Raw genomic sequence first — 19,397 nt, forward strand, 5'->3', positions numbered from 1 at the left:
GGCTCGGCGCAAAACGCAAGAACCTTACATCAGCGCCGGGACCGTGATTCTTTTCAGAATCCCCGGCCGCGCTGCCGATTCTTTTGTGTCGATGCCATGCTATGGCTAAAATGAGGGGATACCTGAGGGTTTGACCTTCCGTTTTGGCAAACCGATGCTGTCAAACCCTTGATCTTTTGGAAATCCCCTCACCCCTTATCCATAGTTCGGGTATGGCAGATCCGACGCGGACATTGCCACCGGAAACACGCAAATTCAGATTTACCGTTCCGGAACACGCGCATAGCAGCACCCGGGTTCACAAATTGGGCAGGCAGTAGACCTGGACTTCGGTTCGTCATAAAGTGGTGATGGGACACCGCAGCGGATTTGCACGTGAAACAAAATTCCGTCACCGCCGTGTGGATGGGCGCCGCGTTCGCGACAGCGGTAGGGCTGGCCGCGATCACGCTTGCCGTATCCGATTTCGCAACGACAGCACTGGGCCGGGCGTTGTGTGTGACGACGCGGTTTTCGTTCCTGCTGTTCTGGGTCACCTATACCGGTGGGGCGCTGAAGACATTGTTCGGCGTGGCTTTTCAGCCCGTCGCCTGGCGTGGCCGCGATTTCGGCCTGGCGTTTGCAGCGGCGCACCTGGTCAATATCGGGTTGTTCGTCTGGCTCTGTCGCATATCGGCCCAGCCGCCACTGTCACCGCCGGTGTTCTGGTTCCTGGCCATCGGCACGATCTGGATCTACGTCGTTGCGTTGCTGTCCATACGGAGGCTGGCAAGGGCCATCGGCTATCTCCGCTGGCGCATGCTGCGCGTGGCCGGCATGGAGTATATTTCGCTGACGTTCCTGTTGACGTTCGTCGGCCATCGCCTGCATGGTTCCGCCTCCGGCATATTGCTTTACGTTCCGTTTGCGACATTGTCGCTGGCGGGCAGCTTCCTGCGCCTGACGGCCTGGGCGAGCCGCGGCGCCATCGCCACCAAGCGCGCCTGATCGTCGCCTGCCTTCCGGAAACCGGTAGGCCATGGTTGCGCCGGCGGCACGTCCATCGGCGCCGATACTTGTTCCGACCAAATATCGCCCGGCGATTCCAACGCGACTCCGGCCGTCCGGGCGTTGTCCGCATTGTGATTGAAATCGCCACCAGCACAAATTCTTTGCACCTTGCCCATGCCGGCAAAGTCATTCCACGATCAGGCCCCCATCATCGTGGAGCAATCCATGCACGCCAAGATCATGGCCGCCTCGCTGGGCATCGGCCTGCTGCTGGCCACCGGCGCCTGGGCCCAGCCCGCCGCCAACGTCACCGCCGTCTGCAAGGACGGCTCGAGCTTCACCGGCGCTTCCCGGAGCGGCGCCTGCCGCGGCCATGGCGGCGTGGCCACCTGGGGCCCGGCGGCCGGCGCCACCGCGGCCGCGCCGGCCACCTCGGCGGCGAACGCACCACCGGCCTCGGGCGGCAAGACGACAGCCCCGGCGGCCGGCGGGGGCCGCGGGCAGGTCTGGGTCAACACCAGCACCAAGGTCTACCATTGCCCGGGCGACCGCTACTACGGCAAGACCAAGGCCGGCACCTACATGTCCGAGTCCGCCGCGAAGGCGGCCGGTGATCGCCCCGCTGGCGGCAAGGCCTGCTCGTAACGGACTGGAGCCAATGAGCCGTGGGGCGGGCGCTCCGCTGCCAGTCACGGCTGCGGCTTCCTGCCTGAGCCGGCGCCGCGTCGCCGTCCGGCCTTCCTTGGCGGCCGCGCCCTGGACTTGCGAAGGGCGGCGGCGGCGAACTCCTCCAGCGCTTCGAGGACAGCCGGATCCAGCGATTCAAGCGGCTGCTCCGCCCGAAGCTCATCGCCGTACAAAGTTGCCGCCAGGGACTGACGGAACGGCAGCGGGTTGCCGCGCTGCCGGGCGGCGACCGCGAAATGCGTGGTTGTTTCGTCCGGAACGGCGACGATGCCGAAGCCCGCGTGGAACGGTCCGGCATCGAACAGGCGCATGGCAAGGACCGTGCCGTCCTCTGCGCTGGCTTCCAGCCCCTTGTCCATCAGCCAGAGGCGGCGGTCCGCATCCAGCAAATCCTCGAGCCAGAGCCCGGCCGCCTCATGACGCCCGGCCACCCGGAATATCGAGAACCAGGCCCGTGCCATCGCCTGCGCCAAGGCCCGGTCAGGGGCGCTGAGCTGGCCGGCTTTCTCCTCCAGGAACCGGTCATACGCCCGGCGGCCACGCTGGTTCGGCTCGAACAGCGCGACGTCGGTGACCATCTCCGGCACCTCGCCTTTCACCAGGGCGTCGATGTCCGCCCAGGGCACGACCTGTTTGACGGCACGGGTCAAATCGGCGCGGTTGCATGCGGTGGCCGCCAGGCGCAGTACGCGCTGGATCCCGGCGCGGATCGGGCGATACGCCTCAAGCACTTCGGCACGATCCATGTCCGTCAGCCTCCTTCCGGCCGGCCCGCACGTCCGGCCGCCCCACCGCGCCACTAGGTTCGGCAGCCCGTCGCGTGCCACACTGGCAGGCATGGCACCGCAAGCGCCCGGCACGTCACTATCCCTCGGCCATCCCATGCGCAACGCATGGGACCTGGACCCGGATTTCCTCACCGTCAACCACGGCTCCTTCGGCGCGACGCCGCGCGTCGTGCAGGAGGCGCAGCGCGCCTGGCAGGATCGCATGGAGCGGCAGCCGACACGCTTCATGATGACGGTCCTGCCCGATGCCCTGCGCCAGGCCGCCGCCGCGCTCGGCGGGTTCCTCAACGGCGCCGGGACGGACATCGCGTTCGTCGACAACGCCACCACCGGCTGCAACGCGGTGCTGCGGTCGCTGGCGCTGCGGCCGGGGGACGAGGTGCTGATCCTCAGCCACGCCTACGGCGCGATCCGCAACACCGTCCGCTTCGTCACCGATCGCGTCGGCGCCCGCATCGCCGAGGCCGCCGTCCCCTTTCCGCAGCCGGCGGAGGACGCGCTGACCGCCGCCGTCGCCGCGGCGATCACCCCGCGCACCCGGGTGGCGGTGATCGACCACGTCACCTCCGGCAGTGCCATCGTCCTGCCCGCGGCCCGGATTGTCCGCGCCTGCCATGACGCCGGCGTGCCGGTGCTGATCGACGGCGCCCACGCGCCGGGGCAGGTCGATGTCGATCTGGCGGCGATCGGGGCCGACTGGTACGCCGGCAACTGCCACAAGTGGCTCTGCGCCCCGAAAGGCTGCGCCTTCCTGCACGCAAACCCGGCGCGCCAGGCGGACCTGCACCCGGTGACCATCTCGCACGGCTACGGCAAGGGGTTCCTGGCGGAATTCGACTGGACCGGCACCACCGACCCGAGCCGCTTCCTGGCGGTGACCGAGGCGATCGATTTCCACCGGCAGCTTGGCGACGCCGCGCTGCGGACCCGCAACCGGGACCTCGCCGCCGCCGGCACTGCCTGCCTCGCCCAACGGCTCAACACCGAGGCCGGGGCCACCGGGGCGACGGCGTGCGCGATGGGCACGGTCCGCCTGCCCGTCGCCGACGCCACGCCGGAGCACGCGCTGGCGATCCGGGCGCGGCTGCTGCAGGCCGGCACCGACGCGCCGGTGCACGCGATGGACGGCGCGCTCTGGCTGCGGCTGTCGGCCTTCGCCTACAACCAGATCGACGACTACGAGCGGCTGGCCGACATCGTCGCCGCGGCCGTGCGCGAGGACACGGCATGAGCCATGGGTTCATCAGCCGGTCGTCGCGCGCCCTCACCGTCATGGACCGTCCGGGCCATGACGATGGGGACACGCCGCCCGTGCGTCCCGGCCTGCCTGCGGTTCGCCGTGGCAAACAATTGCGCCTGGATGTCATTGCGGACTGTTGCCGAAGCGTGCGAGCCTGCCTCCGGCCGACGAACAGGATGCAGCCATGACGGACACCCCCCGGAGCCAGCCCGCGAAGACGCGCACCCGTGCGCCGCTGCCCTGGGCACCCGGCGAGAAGATCGACTTCGGCGCCTGCCGATCGATCAAGGTCACCTGCGTCTCCGAAGTCGGCTGGGCCGACAGCCGCGAAATGCTGCAGGACATCGATGCCGGCGGCGGCGCCACGGCGAGCCAGTGGCGCATGCCCTGGCACGAACAGAACGCGCGTGGCAGTTGCAGCCTACTGGAGGTCGAGGGTCTCGACGGCGGGCGCCGGCGCCTGCTGATCGACGCGGGATGGAACCGCGACTACATGCGCGAGCGGCTCGCCGCGACCGGCGTCGCGGACCTGATCGCCGCCGGCGGGGTGGAGGCGCTGTTCATCACCCACGAGCACATCGACCACCTGTTCGGCCTGCAGGCGGTGCTGGAACTGAAGCCCGACATCACGATCCATATCCCCGAAACCTTCCACGTCGAGGCCCAGCGCTTCATCGCCGGCGCCGATTTCCCCGAAGCCCATGCCGCCAACGCGGTCGCGCATCGCGGCGAGATCGTGCGCCTCGAGCTTGGTGGCGTGCATGTGCTGATGCCCGGGCTTGCGGCCGTCGGCTTCGACCAGCAGATCATGCTGGACATCGAGGGCGAGCAGTCGCTGTACGCGAACCTCGAGCGCGAGGGGCTGGTCGCCCTGACCGGCTGCGGCCACCATTCGTTCGAGCGCATCGCCGCCTTCGCTGCCGAGCGCCTGGCCCGCGGCGAGACGCTGCACGGCCTCTACGGCGGCCTGCACATCGCCCCGTTCGGCCCGCTGTCGCCCGAACAGGCCGCCCGGGTGCGCGACATGGGCCGGTACGGCTTCAGCCGCATCGCCTGCAACCACTGCACCGGCCTGGCCGCGGTCGAGCTGATGGTCGAACTCGGTTACCCGGTGGTGCGCGGCACCGGCCGTGACGGGTCGGTGAGCGATCTCTATGTCGGCAATGGCGATACAGTGACATTCGGCTGATCGCGCAAAGACCGCCACCCGCGCAGGCGGGCGATCCGCCCGCCCCGGCTTTTCATGGCCTTCACGTCCGTGGGAGGTTATGCACGCGCGCCGGATCGGCGGCACGGACCAAGCAAAGGCGGGGGCAGATCGTGGACCTGGAACACACACCAACGGTATGGGCGCCGCCCCTGCGGGACGCCGCGCCGCGCGGCCTGTGCACCGACTGCGGTCTCTCCCGCAGCGAGGACCCGAAGCGCTGCGGCAAGGCCTGCCAGTTCATCCATCCCGACTACCCCGCCGCCGAGGCCCGCGTCCACGGCCGCACCCGCGACCCGCAGCGTCCGGACGAGTTGTACTTCGGCCCGTTCCGCCGCATGCTGCGCGCCGCCATGGTCAACCCGCTGCCCGGCGCGCAATGGACCGGCATCACCACCCGCATCGGCCAGCGCCTGCTGGAAACCGGCGCGGTCGATGCCGTGCTGACAATGGCGGCGGACCCCGACGACCGCTGGCGGCCGGTGCCGGTGCTGGTGACCGACCCCGCCGGCATGGCGCAGTGCCGCGGCATGCGCATGGGCTACGCGCCGCTGCTGTCGCTGCTGGAGCCGGCGCGCGCGAAAGGCTTCAAGCGCCTCGCCGTCATCGGCATCCCCTGCCAGGTCTACGCCCTGCGCGCGATCGAGCGGGAACTGGGGCTGGAGCGGCTGTACGTCATCGGCACCCCGTGCTCCGACAACACCACCACCGCGCGGTTCCACGAGTTCCTGGCGCTGCTGGCGGATGACCCCGGCACCATCACCTACCTGGAGTTCCGCGCCGACTTCCATGTCGAGCTGCGCTTCACCGACGGCCGGGTGAAGGAGATCCCGTTCCTGCTGCTGCCGATCTCCAAGCTGCCGCAGGACTTCTTCCCGCTGACCTGCCGCACCTGCGTGGACTACACCAACGTGCTGGCCGACATCACCGTCGGCTACATGGGCGGCCAGGGCGAGCAGTGGCTGCTGGTGCGCAACCAGCGCGGCGAGGAACTGCTGGCGGCCCTGGGCGACGAGGTCCGCCTCTCCACCCCCGGCAGCGCCGGCAAGCGCAAGGGTCCGGTCACCGGCTTCCTGAAAAACACCGAGCGCGCCGCCGGCGGCCTGCCGGTGCGCGGCATGCCCAATTTCATGCGCCCCCTCGTCGGCTGGCTGATGCCGCGAGTCGGCCCGCGCGGCCTGGAATTCGCCCGCGCCCGGGTGGAGATGAAGGCGATCGAGACCGTCCTGCACCTGCGCCGCGCCCATCCGAAGCGGCTGCGCACCATGGTGCCCGACCATGTCTGGGCATTGGTCGAACCCTACGGCCTGACACGCGAGCCGCCGGACCAGGGAGGCTAGCGGCTGTTCTTCATCCCCCTGCTGGTCGCCGCCGGCCTCGCTGGCGGCGGCCTGTGGCTCTACACTCCGGATGAACCGCGCTCGGTACTGGTGGCCGAGTATGCCCAGCCGCCCTCGGTCTTCCTGACCGTCGCCGGCATCCGCCTGCACGTGCGCGACACCGGTCCGCGGACGGCGCCGGCGATCATCATGCTGCACGGACTGGGATCGAGCCTGCACACCTGGGACGCCTGGGCCGCCAGGCTGTCGCACCACTACCGGGTGATCCGCTACGACCTGCCCGGCTTCGGGCTGACCGGCCCCGACCCGACCGGCGACTATTCCGAGGCCCGCGGGCTTCAGGTGCTGGGCGCGCTGATGGACTCACTGGGCGTGCGGCACGCCTCGCTGATCGGCAATTCGATGGGCGGCGAACTGGCGTGGGAGTTCGCCGCGGCGCATCCCGACCGGGTGGACAAGCTGGTGCTGATCTCGCCTGAGGGCTTCGCCAGCCCGATGTTCGCCTACAACAAGCCGCCGGACGTGCCGTGGGTGGCGAAGCTGCTGCCCTACACCCTGCCAACGGCGCTGCTGCGGATGGGCCTCGAGCCGGCTTACGGCGATCCGTCCCGGCTGAGCGACGACGTGGTGCGGCGCTACCGCGACATGATCCTCGCACCCGGCGTGCGCGAGGCCCTGCTGGCGCGGGCGGCGCAGGTGCGGCTGCAACCGCCCGAGCCCATGCTGCGGCGCATCCGGGCGCCGACACTGCTGGTCTGGGGCGAGAAGGACGCGCTGATCCCGTACCGCAACGCCGGCGACTACCTGGCGGTGATGCCGAACTGGCGCCTGCTGGTGTTCGGCGACCTCGGCCACGTGCCGATGGAGGAAGCCCCGGCCCGTTCCCTGGCGCCGGTGGCGATGTTCCTGGCGCAGTAGGCGCAGGCGTCGCGTGCGCCGGGCGGAACGGTTATGATGCCTTAAATCCTTCATCCCTGGTTCGCGAGCGCACGACGGTCACAGCATGGACATCGATATCTCGCCACTGGCACGCGCCATCGAACGGCTTGAGGAAGGCGTCGCCGTCTATCAGCGGGATACGTCCCAGACGCTGATCCGCGATGGCCTGGTTCAGCGGTTCGAATTCACGTACGAGATCAGCCACAAGCTTCTGCGCCGCTACCTGGCGGCGAATCCGGGACCGCCGGAGCTGATCAGCGGCATGAATTTCGCTGATATCATCCGCCTCGGCAATGAGCAGGGGTTGCTGCTTGGCGACTGGCGGCGCTGGAAGACCTTCCGCGACATGCGGGCCCGCACCAGCCACAGTTATGACGAGGCCGTCGCGTTGGAGGTTGTCGCCGGCATTCCTGCCTTTCTCGACGAAGCCCGTGTCCTGCGTGACCGCCTGCGGGCGAGGCTGGCGCCATGAACGTACCGCCCATCGACATCACGGAACAGGACTGGGTGATCGTCCGCGACATCCTGCACCGGCACGTGCCGGATTACACGGTGTGGGCATTCGGCTCGCGGGCGAAACGCACCGCCCGGCGGTTTTCCGACCTCGACCTCGCCATCATCACCGACACCCCCCTGCCATTCGACGTCGGCGGGGCGTTGCGGGAGGATTTTTCCGAATCCGACCTGCCGTTCCGCGTGGACATACTCGACTGGGCGACGACAGGCGATGCGTTCCGGCGCCGGGTGGAGCAGGACAAGGTCGTCATCCAGGCTGCCCATCATCCGTAAACTCCTGGTGTCCCCCCAACACTGACCGTTGCAACGTCGTCATGCCGGGCGGGCGGCCGCGTCTTCCTGTGCCGAGTGCCGGAAGACTGCCGGATTGAATGGCGAGAGGCCAGTTGCGAGCCATGGGTGTGAGCTGCCTCACAGCAAAAAATGCAGTTCCTATCTATGAATAGGCAATAAGTCCTTGGAGTTAACCGCAGGCGCTATCGCAAAGAGGATCTCCCAATGGTTCAAGGCCACACCGCTTCATGCATCCCCGTGCCAGATCGCTGCAAACGCGATGTTTCCACCTTCGTGCTACTGGGCTCCCTGGCACTGGCAGGGTGCCAGTCCGGGATCCAGCAAACCGAGCAGCTGTGCGCCAGCACCCGGGTCACGGCGGCGTCCTACGCCGATTGTCTCCGCGTCAACTACGCGACGCTGACAAGCGGCGCCCCGAGCGACAGCGATCTGGGGGCTCTGTATCTCGCCGCCGCGGAGTATGAGGCGGCTCAGGTTGCGGCCGGGCGCACCGACGACAGGATGGCGATGCTCGAACTGGCCAGGTTCAGAACCGACGTGATCGCTTCGATGGAACAGAAACGGCGCGACCAGGATTTCCAGACCTTCGTCAAGGCCCTGCAAAGCAACGGCAACGCCACAGGCCAGTCCGGGCGCAGCAGCAGCAACAGCTACAGCAGCACACATTATTGAACAACAGTATATAAAATTCTCAGACGGGAGGACGGCAATGCAGTACCTGCCCAGCTTTGGATCAATCGACGCAAACCAGGTGATCGCTGCGCTTCTGGTCGCCTACTACGCATTCCACCGGTTTGACACGCCACGCAACACCCGGTCCCAGACGAGCTGGTTTCAGTATTGGGGCAGCCGAATCTCGTATGTCGTTTCCTGCCTTGGATTGCTGCTCGGGCTCACCTGGGCCATCGGCAAGAACCCGAAATTGCTTGAGCTGCTTCACAGCGACACGCAGAATGCCCTGCCGGACATGAACGGCATCGAGACTCCGCTCGTGGCAGCGCTTGTCATGACAACCCTTCTGCCGGCCTTTCCGGGGCTGCGGGAACTGGACGAGCGCATCCTGAGCCTTTTCCACAAGCTGGGCGCCATCCCATTCGGCGCCATGCGCTGGGCGCAGCAGATGAAGGACGCGCCGTTTCGGATCAGTGACTCATTGATGGCCGAAATGGTGAACTACATTGACAACACCGCGGCGCTGCCGGGGCGCCTGGTGACCGAGTTGCACCCCGATCCCCAGTCGGACAAGTTGCGGTTCAAGTTCACGCGGAACCTGGCACTCTACGTCGCGATCAGCACGATGCGCAGCCGGGCGCGCTTCGCCAACGAGTACTCCGACGACATGACCGCATTCGACAAGGCGCTGATGGGGTTCTTCGCGCATGCCGTCGGGTACTTTGCGCTTGCCGCCCAGGTCGCCAGCGGGCCCTCCTCCGGCGGGACGGAGACGCTGCGGGACGCGAGCGACCGGTTTCACGAGCTTACGCTACAGACCTACGAAGAGCTGCGTATTATGCTTGCGCGCATCCTGCTGTACAGCTGCAGGGGCGAGCACGAGGTTGCGGGCAGGTTGCATGAAATCGGCTTTGCAATATGCGCGCCCAAGCCGGTCCGGATCCCGGGCAACCAGTTGGCGCTCGACCTGCTGGGCGTGATGGTCATATTCGTCTGCGTTGGCAGCCTGTTCGGGCGCGGGAGGCCCGACATCGCCCTCTGGCTCGGCATGACTGTCGCGCTCAACTACTGCATCGCCGTGCTGTTTGCCGTGTTGCCGAAGCAGATCTGGAGTTTTGCCGACATCCGCTGCTCGAATGAGCGGCCGGTACTCTCCTACCTCCTCTCGGCGGTATTGACCTTCACGACGATCCTGCCTGTCAGCTTTGCGTTCTATCGCCTGCGCGCGGCTGTATTGCCGATTCCTTGGCATCTGACCTTCGCGCAACAATCGCTCTGGCTCCTGCTTCCGACTGTCATGGCGCTGGTCATCGCCTTCGCGTGCGACAACTATGCGCAACGGCAAGCCGATCCGCCTTGGCTGACATGGGCAGAGGCGCTGGGGATCGGCGGGATCATCGCCTTTTGCGGTTTCCTGGTGAACCACATGCAGGAGCAGATCGGCGTGTCCCACCAGCGACCGGTCATGATCCCGATTGTTATTGGCGCCTCGATGGGCGCGCTGTTCGGCAGCACCATTCCGCGTTGGTATCGCCGGACGCTGCGGCAGGCCGGGACGACGCCGGCCTCGGATATGTCCGATGTGACCTTGTCGCTCGTGCCAGGCAACCCAGCCGGTGCAGCAGCGGCGCAGGCCGGTCTGGCCGATTAGAGCGAACCGCAGGCTGGTTGGGACACGCGGTCGTTGGCCTATCGTCATGGCGGCTACCCGGGCGTGTCCCGGGTAGCCGCCATGACGACAGAGCCGTTGCGCCGGCTGTGCCCCTGTTACGCCTATGGAGCCTGCGCCCACCATGTCGGTGTGGGAACGGTCGTGGCCCCGGTCCCGCTATTTTAACGCTTATGATGTCGGGCATTTGTACAACCTGGCCCTTTCGTAACGCAGGCTGGCGCGGCCGCCGCTTTTCCTCCGGTGCATCTCCTGTATCCTGCGCGGCACCGGGACAGACGCTGAGACCCTGATGCACATGAAGGCGACCGCCGATCGGCTGTTTGGAAACGATCTTTTCGTCCGGGGCGCCGGCCGCCGCCAGTTCCCGCACGTCAGGCAGTAGCGATGCTGCGGACGCAACGATGGTCCGGCGGACGGCCAGCGCGGGACCTGTTGTAACCTTCGCCAACGAAACAGGGATGGGAGGAATCGCGATGATCGTAACGATAGGCTTGCACGCCGCATGACCGCCTTGTCCGGCCGGGCTGTCGTGGCCGGCGGCGCCAGCGGCATCGGCGCCGCGTGCTGCCGGGTGCTCGCGCGATGCGGCGCCAGCGTCGTCGTGCTGGACCGCCATGCGCAGAACGCCGAGGCGATCGCGCGCGAAGTCGGCGGCGAGGCGGTTCTCGCCGATGTCGGCGACGAGGCCTCGGTCCGCGACGCCGCGCAACGCATCGAGCGGAACGGTCCGGTTGCGTTCCTGATCAACAGCGCCGGCATCATCCAGCGGCCCGTGCCGCCCGAGGGCCTGCCGCTCGACCGCTGGGACGATATCGTGCGCATCGACCAGCGCGGCACCTACCTGACCTGCGTCGCGTTCGGCGAGGCGATGGCGCGGCGGCGGCAGGGGGCGATCGTCAACATCGCCTCGGTCGTCGGAATGCGCTCGGCGCCGCTGCACGCTTATGCGCCGGCTAAGGCCGCGGTGATCGCCATCACCGAATGCCTGGCGGCGGAGTGGGGCCCGATGGGCGTCCGGGTGAACGCCGTTTCGCCAGGCTATACGCGCACACCGGCGCTGCAGGGCGCGATCGATGCCGGCGAGCGGGACGTGAGCCTGCTGACACGCTACAGCGCGCTCGGGCGGCTGGTGGAGCCCGATGACATCGCCCGGGCCTGCGCCTTCCTGTTGAGCGAGGATGCCGCCGCAATCACCGGAATCAACCTGCCGGTCGATTGCGGCTGGCTGGTCAGCACCTCCTGGGCCACCTACGGAGGCTTGCGCCAACGAAACTAATCCAGACAGGGAGGCCAAGATGGCACAGAAATATCAAATCGTTCCCGGCCTGTCCGTGGAACGGGAGCCGGTAACCGAGCCCGAGCTGCAGGCGGCCGGCGTCAATCTCGCCCGCGACTTTCCCGGCGCGAGCCTGTCCGAGTTCCGCCGCTATCCCGTGCTCTCGGAAGGCGGCTGGTTCATGGTGATCAAGCACCAGCCGACGCTGAAGTCAGTCAGCCGCGTGAAATGGCGCCTGCTCGGGCCCGTTCCGCTGGCAACGGAAGGGTTGTCGCTCGACTGATCCGGTTCCGCAAATATACGCGAGCGAAATCGCCGCAGCAAATCACAGGCGGGTTGAGATGCACGGTCGTTGCTTCATCGTCGTGGCGGCCGCAGGCCCGGCATCCACGCCTTCTGCTGGTATCAGCACCGTAAGGCGTGGATGGCGGCCCTGCGGCCGCCACGACGCCAAAGGCTGCCGCCATGACGATGTAGGCCGCCATCCACCCGTCTTGACCAACCCGCGGTTTGCTCCAGTCTCCAGCACGGGAATTTCCACACATGATGATCGGCGTTGACGTCGGCGGCACTTTTACCGACGTGGTGGCAATCTTCGACGGCACGATCCGCACCGCCAAGGTGGCAACGGATCCGCGCAACACCGAATCCTCCGTTCTCGCCGGCGCCGAGGAGCTTGGCGTTCGCGAGGCGGATCATTTCAATCACGCCAGCACGCACGGGCTGAACGCCGTCATCACAAGGCGGCTGCCGAAGATCGCGTTCCTGACCACGCTCGGCCACCGCGACATCCTCGATGCCGGGCGCGTCTGGCGGCCCGCCACGGCGCTGACCGACCCGCACTGGCGGCGCCCGTTCGGCGACGCCGCGCGCCCGCTGGTGCCGCGCTACCTGCGCCGCGGCATCCGCGAACGCATCACCGCCGACGGCACGGCGCTGTTCCCGCTCGACGAGGCGCAGGCCCGCGAACAGCTGGCCGTGCTGAAGCGCTGCGGCGTTACGGGCGTCGCCATCTGCCTGATCAACGCCTATGTCAGCCACCGCCACGAGGAACGCCTGCGCGAGCTGGTGTTCGAGGAACTGGGCCGCGACGTCGCCTGCTCGATTTCCAGCGAGGTCTCGCCGCTGGCCAAGGAATTCGCCCGCGCCTCGACCACCGTGATCGATGTGTTCATGAAACTGATCTACGGCGACTACACGCGGCGGCTGGACTCCGGGCTGAAGGGACGTGGTTTCGACGGCGACCTGAACTACGCGAACTGCGCCGCACAGCTTGTGCCGGCCGATGTGGCGATGGAGCGGCCGTTCCAGATCGTGTTTGCCGGCCCCGCCGCCGGAACGATGGCGAGCGCGCATTTCGGCCGACTTGTTGGCGCGTCGAACCTGCTGTGCGCCGATGTCGGCGGCACGTCGTGCGACATCAGCCTCGTCACCGACGGCCAGCCCTTCGTGAACACGACGTTCGAGCTGGAGCACGACCTGATTGTCAATGCGCTGTCGAACGAAGTCAGCAGCATCGGCGCCGGCGGCGGCAGCCTGGTCACCATCAGCCAGGCGGGCGAATTGCAGGTCGGCCCCGGCAGCGCCGGCGCCGATCCGGGGCCGGCGTGCTATCACAAGGGGGGAACGGAGCCGACGACGACGGATACCTGCGTGCTGATGGGCATCATCGACGCCGACGGGTTCGCTGGCGGGCGGATGAAGTTGCATCCGGAACTGGCGCGCCAGGCGTTCGAGCGGCTGGATACGGTGCTGACGCTGGAGCAGCGCATCAACTACGCCTTCAACGTGGCGATCAACAACATCGCCGAGGGTGTAACGAACATCGCGGTGCACCACGGCATCGATCCGCGCGACTACAGCCTGGTCGCGTTCGGCGCGGCCGGACCGATGCTGCTGCCGGCGGTGCTTGATCTGGTGCACGCCGCCGAAGTGGTGGTGCCGCCGCATCCGGGCCTGTTCTCGGCGCTCGGGCTGGTGAGTTCGGACCAGGTCTATGGATCGTCGCGCAGCGCCTACACGATACTGACCGAGGACGCCGCCGCATCGGTGGACGCGGTGTACCGCGAAATGGAGGCGGCGATGCGGGCGCGGCTGCGTGGCGTCGGCACCGAGGTGCAGTTCGTCCGCCGGTTCGACGGGCGGCTGGCGGGCCAGACCTGGGAAACGCCGTTCATCCCGGTTCCGGACGGAACCATCGACGCCACCGGCGTGCGGCAGATGATCGCCAATTTCCACGAGGCGTACAAGGCCCGCACCGGCAACGCCTTCACGATGCTGCCGGTGCAGGGCGTCACCTACCGGGTCCAGGCGGTGATCCCGTCGGCCAAGGTCGACTATCCCCGCATCGAGCGGCGCAGCGCCGGCAGGCCGGAGCCGCGGCGGATGGTGGAAATTCGTTACTTAACCGACCAGCCGCTGAAGACCGGCGAGTACGACCGGACGGCGCTGCGGGCGGGGGACCGGATCACCGGCCCGGCGATCATCCGCGAGCCGCTGTCCACCACGTTCATGCTGCCGGGACAGGCGCTGACCGTCGGCGACTACGGCGAGCTGCGCATCAACAAGGCGTTTTGAGCGGAGACGGATCATCATGGCCATCAACGGCGAAACCCACACCCCCCTCCGCGACCTGACCGAGGCGCAGTTCCAGGAGCTGTACGCCAGCGACCGGTTCACCGCCGCGGTGCTGTCGAGCCGCATGCGCTACATCGTCAAGCACATGTGCACGGGGCTGCTGAACAACGCGTTCTCGCTGATCCTGCGCGACTGGTACGATTTCGCGGCGACGATCTCCGGCCCGCCGGAGCTGGACTATCCCATGAGCACCGTCAGCGACAGCCTGGTGCTGTTCATCGGCACGATGGCCGAGGCGGTGCGCAACAGCGTCACCGAATTCGGCGTGGACGAGCTGCGGCCCGGCGACGTGATCGCGGTGAACGATCCGTACCGCACCGGCAACCATGTCAACGACGTCTGCTTCATCCGGCCGGTGTTCCACGACGGGCGGATCATTGCGTTCGTGACGATCCGCGCGCACCAGCTCGACATGGGCGGCATCGTGCCGGCCGGGTTCAGCGGCAGCAAGAAGAACGTCTATGAGACCGGCCTGTCGATCCCGCCGATGCTGCTGTATCGCGACGACAAGCCGGTGAAATCGACGTTCAACCTGATCTTCGACAACGCGCGGTTCTGCGCGCTGCTGCTGCCGGACATCAAGTCGCTGTACCAGAGCTTGCTGCTGGGCGAGCGCCTGCTGCTGGAGAGCGTGAATCGTTACGGCGCCGATGCGCTGCTGGGCGCGATCCGCTACAGCTGCGACGTCTCCGCCGATGCGATGAGCGAGGCGCTGCGCACCAAGATCCCCGATGGCATCTACGAGGCCGAGGAAAGCGTGGACGCCGACGGCATCGACGCCAGCCGCGAGTACCGGATCAAACTGCGCATCGCCAAGCACGGCGAGAACATCGAATGCGACCTGAGCGGCACCTCGGCGCAGGCGCGCAGCAGCATCAATTGCGGCGTGCTGGACGTGAAGACCGCCATCGGCGTGGCTCTGAAGATGCTGATCGAGCAGGAGACGCCGTATTCATCGGGGTCCTACCGCAACATCGACGTGGTGATTCCGCCCGGTACCATCTGCAGCGCCGTGCCGCCGGACGGGGCGATCTTCCTGTACTGGGAAAGTTCCATTCCGGTCCTGTCGGCGGTTTACCGTGCGCTGGAGAAGGCGCTCGGGCCGGACGCGGTGGGCGGTGATTACGGATCGCTGATGATCCACAACGCCAACGGCGTGTCGGAGGCGGGCGTGCCCTGGGTCACCGCCGCGCAGTGCGGCGGCGAGCACGGGCCGTGGAGCGGCACCAAGGCCGGGGACGGCGACAGCTACACGGTGTTCTACCTCGCCAACAACATCGACCCGGCGACCGAGGCGATCGAGTCTGACATCCCCGCCGTCGTTTTGCGCAAGGAATATGCGCTGGACACCGCCGGTCCCGGGCGGCATCGTGGCGGCGCGGCGGTGCTGAAGGACACGCTGTGGCTGCGCGACGCCGAGCACTGGACGATGCCGCTGCACGCCAAGGTTTCCTGCGGCTTCGGCGTCTATGGCGGCGGCGACGGCACCGCGCAGGCGAACTGGGTGTTTCCGCCGGAAACCTACAAGGTGGTCGCCGCGACCGGGGCGCTGCCGACCGACCGGTCGATTTATCGGGAGTCGATACCGGTTGGCGGGATGCTGGATCCGGAAACGAAGACGCTCGATCCGAAGGGGGAATATTTCTACTTCGCCTCCACGCCCACCTGGCGCACCACGCCCAACACGATGTTCCGCTACCAGACGGCGGGCGGCGGCGGCTGGGGCAAGCCGATGGAGCGTGATCCCGAGCGGGTGCTGCGCGATGTACGCGACGAGTACGTCAGCATCGAGGGCGCGCGGCGCGACTATGGTGTGGCGGTCGTGGGCGATCCGGTGAACGATCCGGAAGGGCTACGAATCGACCAGGAGGCGACGCGGCGGCTGCGTGGGGCAGGGGGCTGAAGCCCGGATGAGCGAGGGGGTTGCCGTCGCGCAGCCTCCTACAGCCGGACACCGTGCCCGAGGGCGGCTGTCGTTGCCACCACGTCATGCCGGGCAAAGGCCCCATGTGCGTTAAAAATGGCGGCGGCCATTGCTGTATCGTCATGGCTGCCCTTCGGCCGTCATGAAGACCAAGGCAGGCCGCCCCTTTCTGAACGATATCCCAAACCGTCTGCGGTTTGCCCTAATGCGCCTCGGCCCAGTTCCGCCCCACGCCAGTCTCCACCACCAGCGGCACCGACAGCACCGCCGCACTCTCCATCACCTGCCGCGCCACGCCCGCCAGCGTTTCCGCCTCCTCCGCCGGCGCCTCGAACAGCAGTTCGTCATGCACCTGCAGCAGCATCCGCGACTTCAACCCCGCCGCAAGCAGCGCCGCCGGCAGCCGCACCATCGCCCGCTTGATGATGTCCGCCGCGCCCCCCTGCAGCGGCGCGTTGATCGCCTGCCGCTCGGCATACGCCCGCTTCGCCACGTTCTTGTCGGCGATCCCCGGTACCCAGCACCGCCGCCCGAACGGCGAGACGACGTAGCCTTTGATCCGCGCCTCCTCCTTCGTCCGTTCCATATAGGCGCGGATGCCCGGATAGCGCTCGAAGTAACGATCGATATACCCCTTCGCCTCGCCCGGCGTGATCTGCAGCTGCCGCGCCAGGCCGAAGCCGGAGATGCCGTAGATAATCCCGAAGTTGATCGCCTTCGCCCGCCGCCGCGTCATCGGGTCCATGCCGGCCATCGGCACGCCGAACACCTCGCTGGCGGTGCGCGCGTGGATGTCCTCGCCGCGCGCGAAGCTTTCCTTCAGCACCGCCAGGTCCGCCACGTGCGCCAGCAGCCGCAGCTCGATCTGCGAGTAGTCGGCGCTGACCAGCACATGCCCCGGCTCGGCGATGAACGCCCGCCGGATGCGGCTGCCTTCCTCCGTCCGGATCGGGATATTCTGCAAATTCGGATCAGTCGATGACAGCCGCCCGGTGGAGGCGATCGCCATCGCGAAAGACGTATGCACCCGCCCGGTCTCGGGATTGATCTCGTTCACCAGCGCGTCGGCATAGGTCGATTTCAGCTTCGCCAGCTGCCGCCATTCCAGCACGCGGTTCGGCAGCTCGTGCCCCTGGTCCGCCAGCGTCTGCAGCACCGAGGAATCCGTTCCCCACGCCCCGGTCTTCATCCGCTTGCCGCCGGTCAGCTTCTGCTCGTCGAACAGCACCTCGCCCAGTTGCTTCGGGCTGCCGACGTTGAACGGGTGGCCGGCCAGGCGATGGCAATCCTGCTCCATCACCGCCATGCGCGCCTCGAAATCCACCGACATCCGCCGCAGGTCGTCGGCATCGACCTTGACGCCGGCGCGCTCCATCGCCAGCAGCACCGGCACCAGCCGGCGTTCCACCTGCTCGTACAGCGCCAGCGCGCCGTTCAGCCGCAGCCGTGGCTTCAGCGTCTCCCACAGCCGCAGCGTAACGTCGGCATCCTCGGCGGCATACTCCGTCGCTCGCTCGATCGGCACCTGCGAGAACGGGATCCGGTTGCGCCCCGTCCCGGTCACCGAATCATAGCTGATCGGCGTATGCCCCAGGTGCAACTGCGACAGCTCGTCCATGCCGTGCCCGTGCAGCCCGGCCTCCTGCGCATAGGAGATCAGCATGGTGTCGTCCATCGGCGCCGGCATCGGGAAGCCGGCGCGCGACAGGATGATCATGTCGAACTTGCCGTTCTGGAACACCTTCAGCACCGAGGCGTCGGTCAGCATTGGCCCCAGTACCGCGATCGCGTCGGCCAGAGGAAGCTGCGCGCCCAGCACCTCGTGCCCCACCGGCACGTAGCACGCCTTGCCCGGCGCGGTGGCCAGCGACAGGCCGACGAGCCGGGCGCGCATCGCGTCCAGCCCGTCGGTCTCGGTGTCCATCGCTACCCGGCCGCAGGCGACCGCCGCCTCCACCCAGGCGCGCAGGGCATCGGCGGTGACCACGGTCTCATACGGCCCGAAGCCCGATTCGGGAGTCACCGGCGCGGCCGGACCCAGATCCGCCTGCGCCGCCGGCGTTGGCACCGGCGCGGCGGGTGGCGGAGCGGCGGGTGGCGGAGCGGCGGCGTCCAGGCCCAGGCGTGACACGACACTACGGAATCCCTGCTGCTGCAGCCACGCCAGCAGCGCCGGCCGATCGGCGTCGTGCTGGAGCAGGGCGTCGATCGGCAGGGGCATGGGGGTGTCTTCCCGCAGCCGCACCAACTCTCGCGAGATGCGCGCCTTGTCGGCGTGTTCGATCAGCATGTCCCGCCGCTTCGACGGCTTCATCCCGGCCGCCGCGGCCAGCACGGATTCCAGGTCGCCGTACTCGTTGATCAGCTGCGCCGCGCCCTTCGGGCCGATGCCCGGCACGCCGGGCACGTTGTCGATGGGGTCACCGATCAGCGCCTGCACCTCGACCATCTTGTCGGGGGTGACGCCGAACTTCTCCATCACCTCGACCGGGCCGATGGGCTTCTGCTTGATCGGGTCGAGCATCTCCACGCCCGGCCGGATGAGCTGCATCAGGTCCTTGTCGGAGGAGACGATGGTCACCTGCCCGCCCGCCTCGGCCGCGGCGCGCGCATAGGCGGCGATCAGGTCGTCTGCCTCCCAGTCGGCCAGCTCGATTGCCGGCACGCCGAAGGCGGTGGTGGCCTCGCGCACCAGGGGGAATTGCGGGATCAGCTCCTCGGGCGGCGGCGGGCGCTGCGCCTTGTAGGCTTCGTACAGCCGGTTGCGGAAGGTCACCCGGCCAGCGTCGAAGATCACCGCGATGTGGGTGCCGACATGCTCCTTCAGCAGCTTCGCCAGCATGTTGGTGAAGCCGAACACCGCGTTCACCGGCGTCCCGTCCGGCCGTGTCATCGGCGGCAGGGCGTGGAAGGCGCGGAAGATGAAGCCCGACCCGTCGATCAGGATCAGGTGCAGCGGCCTGGGCGCGGCCTCCGGCGCCGGAGCGCCCGAGGGCTCAATGTCCGCCGGCGTCATCCGCTCCGGCATTCAGGATGTAGAGACGGGAGCAGTACGGGCACATCACTTCCTCGCCCTGGATATACAGGTACACCCGCGGATGACCCAGCGCGCCCTCGCCGCCGTCGCAGGCGACGGTGCGGGTGTCGACGTGGATGATCTCAGTCGGTCGTACCGGATTGGTGGTCATGGTGGCGGCGCCGGGCGGCATGTGCGT

Annotated in this window: 17 protein-coding genes; 14 read left to right on the top strand and 3 right to left on the bottom strand. The window is 67.6% G+C overall.

The window, feature by feature from the left end; translation table 11 throughout:
• The first annotated feature begins 375 nt into the window (after nucleotides 1-375).
• Entirely contained in the window at nucleotides 376-987 is a 612-nt protein-coding gene (locus tag CCS01_RS07020; protein ID WP_146101597.1) for a hypothetical protein, read from the top strand.
• Between the two features lie 228 nt (nucleotides 988-1,215).
• Nucleotides 1,216-1,635 carry a sunset domain-containing protein gene (locus CCS01_RS07025; RefSeq protein WP_104518166.1) on the top strand — a complete coding sequence of 140 codons (420 nt, stop codon included), beginning with the start codon at nucleotides 1,216-1,218 and terminating at the stop codon, nucleotides 1,633-1,635.
• A 44-nt stretch (nucleotides 1,636-1,679) separates the two neighbouring features.
• Here CCS01_RS07025 and CCS01_RS07030 read toward each other — a convergent pair whose 3' ends face one another.
• Nucleotides 1,680-2,423: a hypothetical protein gene (locus tag CCS01_RS07030; RefSeq protein WP_104518118.1), complete on the bottom strand. Its 744-nt coding sequence runs from the start codon at nucleotides 2,421-2,423 to the stop codon at nucleotides 1,680-1,682.
• 136 nt (nucleotides 2,424-2,559) lie between these two features.
• Here CCS01_RS07030 and CCS01_RS07035 point away from each other — a divergent pair, with 136 nt between their 5' ends.
• The 12 genes from CCS01_RS07035 to CCS01_RS07090 all read left to right on the top strand — a co-directional run bounded on the left by CCS01_RS07035 (nucleotide 2,560) and on the right by CCS01_RS07090 (nucleotide 16,161).
• A complete protein-coding gene (locus CCS01_RS07035; protein WP_104518119.1) occupies nucleotides 2,560-3,696 on the top strand; it encodes an aminotransferase class V-fold PLP-dependent enzyme in 1,137 nt (378 codons plus the stop codon).
• 193 nt (nucleotides 3,697-3,889) lie between these two features.
• On the top strand, nucleotides 3,890-4,894 hold the full coding sequence (locus CCS01_RS07040) for an MBL fold metallo-hydrolase (RefSeq protein ID WP_104518120.1): 1,005 nt from the start codon (nucleotides 3,890-3,892) through the stop codon (nucleotides 4,892-4,894).
• A 131-nt stretch (nucleotides 4,895-5,025) separates the two neighbouring features.
• Nucleotides 5,026-6,252: a Coenzyme F420 hydrogenase/dehydrogenase, beta subunit C-terminal domain gene (locus CCS01_RS07045; protein WP_104518121.1), complete on the top strand. Its 1,227-nt coding sequence runs from the start codon at nucleotides 5,026-5,028 to the stop codon at nucleotides 6,250-6,252.
• A gap of 90 nt (nucleotides 6,253-6,342) precedes the next feature.
• Nucleotides 6,343-7,170 carry an alpha/beta fold hydrolase gene (locus CCS01_RS07050; RefSeq protein WP_239992032.1) on the top strand — a complete coding sequence of 276 codons (828 nt, stop codon included), beginning with the start codon at nucleotides 6,343-6,345 and terminating at the stop codon, nucleotides 7,168-7,170.
• Nucleotides 7,171-7,255: 85 nt separating this feature from the next.
• The gene (locus CCS01_RS07055; protein ID WP_104518123.1) at nucleotides 7,256-7,663 is read left to right on the top strand and encodes an HI0074 family nucleotidyltransferase substrate-binding subunit; all 408 of its coding nucleotides are present in this window, start codon (nucleotides 7,256-7,258) and stop codon (nucleotides 7,661-7,663) included.
• The gene (locus CCS01_RS07060; RefSeq protein ID WP_104518124.1) at nucleotides 7,660-7,980 is read left to right on the top strand and encodes a nucleotidyltransferase family protein; all 321 of its coding nucleotides are present in this window, start codon (nucleotides 7,660-7,662) and stop codon (nucleotides 7,978-7,980) included. Before CCS01_RS07055 ends, CCS01_RS07060 begins: the two co-directional genes overlap by 4 nt.
• Before the next feature lie 225 nt (nucleotides 7,981-8,205).
• Nucleotides 8,206-8,673: a hypothetical protein gene (locus CCS01_RS07065; protein WP_104518125.1), complete on the top strand. Its 468-nt coding sequence runs from the start codon at nucleotides 8,206-8,208 to the stop codon at nucleotides 8,671-8,673.
• Nucleotides 8,674-8,710: 37 nt separating this feature from the next.
• Nucleotides 8,711-10,324, top strand: a complete 1,614-nt coding sequence (locus CCS01_RS07070) for a hypothetical protein (protein WP_104518126.1) — start codon at nucleotides 8,711-8,713, stop codon at nucleotides 10,322-10,324.
• Nucleotides 10,325-10,847: 523 nt separating this feature from the next.
• Nucleotides 10,848-11,621, top strand: coding sequence for an SDR family NAD(P)-dependent oxidoreductase (locus CCS01_RS07075; protein ID WP_104518127.1), 774 nt, complete (start codon nucleotides 10,848-10,850; stop codon nucleotides 11,619-11,621).
• A gap of 19 nt (nucleotides 11,622-11,640) precedes the next feature.
• The gene (locus CCS01_RS07080) at nucleotides 11,641-11,904 is read left to right on the top strand and encodes a hypothetical protein (RefSeq protein ID WP_204848166.1); all 264 of its coding nucleotides are present in this window, start codon (nucleotides 11,641-11,643) and stop codon (nucleotides 11,902-11,904) included.
• 260 nt (nucleotides 11,905-12,164) lie between these two features.
• A complete protein-coding gene (locus CCS01_RS07085; protein ID WP_204848167.1) occupies nucleotides 12,165-14,198 on the top strand; it encodes a hydantoinase/oxoprolinase family protein in 2,034 nt (677 codons plus the stop codon).
• Nucleotides 14,199-14,214: 16 nt separating this feature from the next.
• A complete protein-coding gene (locus tag CCS01_RS07090) occupies nucleotides 14,215-16,161 on the top strand; it encodes a hydantoinase B/oxoprolinase family protein (protein ID WP_104518128.1) in 1,947 nt (648 codons plus the stop codon).
• A 223-nt stretch (nucleotides 16,162-16,384) separates the two neighbouring features.
• Here the strand turns inward: CCS01_RS07090 and polA are convergent, their stop codons facing one another.
• Nucleotides 16,385-19,198: a DNA polymerase I gene (gene polA, locus CCS01_RS07095; protein ID WP_104518129.1), complete on the bottom strand. Its 2,814-nt coding sequence runs from the start codon at nucleotides 19,196-19,198 to the stop codon at nucleotides 16,385-16,387.
• Nucleotides 19,179-19,391, bottom strand: a complete 213-nt coding sequence (locus CCS01_RS07100; RefSeq protein WP_104518130.1) for a zinc-finger domain-containing protein — start codon at nucleotides 19,389-19,391, stop codon at nucleotides 19,179-19,181. Before CCS01_RS07100 ends, polA begins: the two co-directional genes overlap by 20 nt.
• Between the last annotated feature and the right edge of the window lie 6 nt (nucleotides 19,392-19,397).

The organism is Rhodopila globiformis, assembly GCF_002937115.1.
GTDB classification, from domain to species: Bacteria; Pseudomonadota; Alphaproteobacteria; order Acetobacterales; family Acetobacteraceae; genus Rhodopila; species Rhodopila globiformis.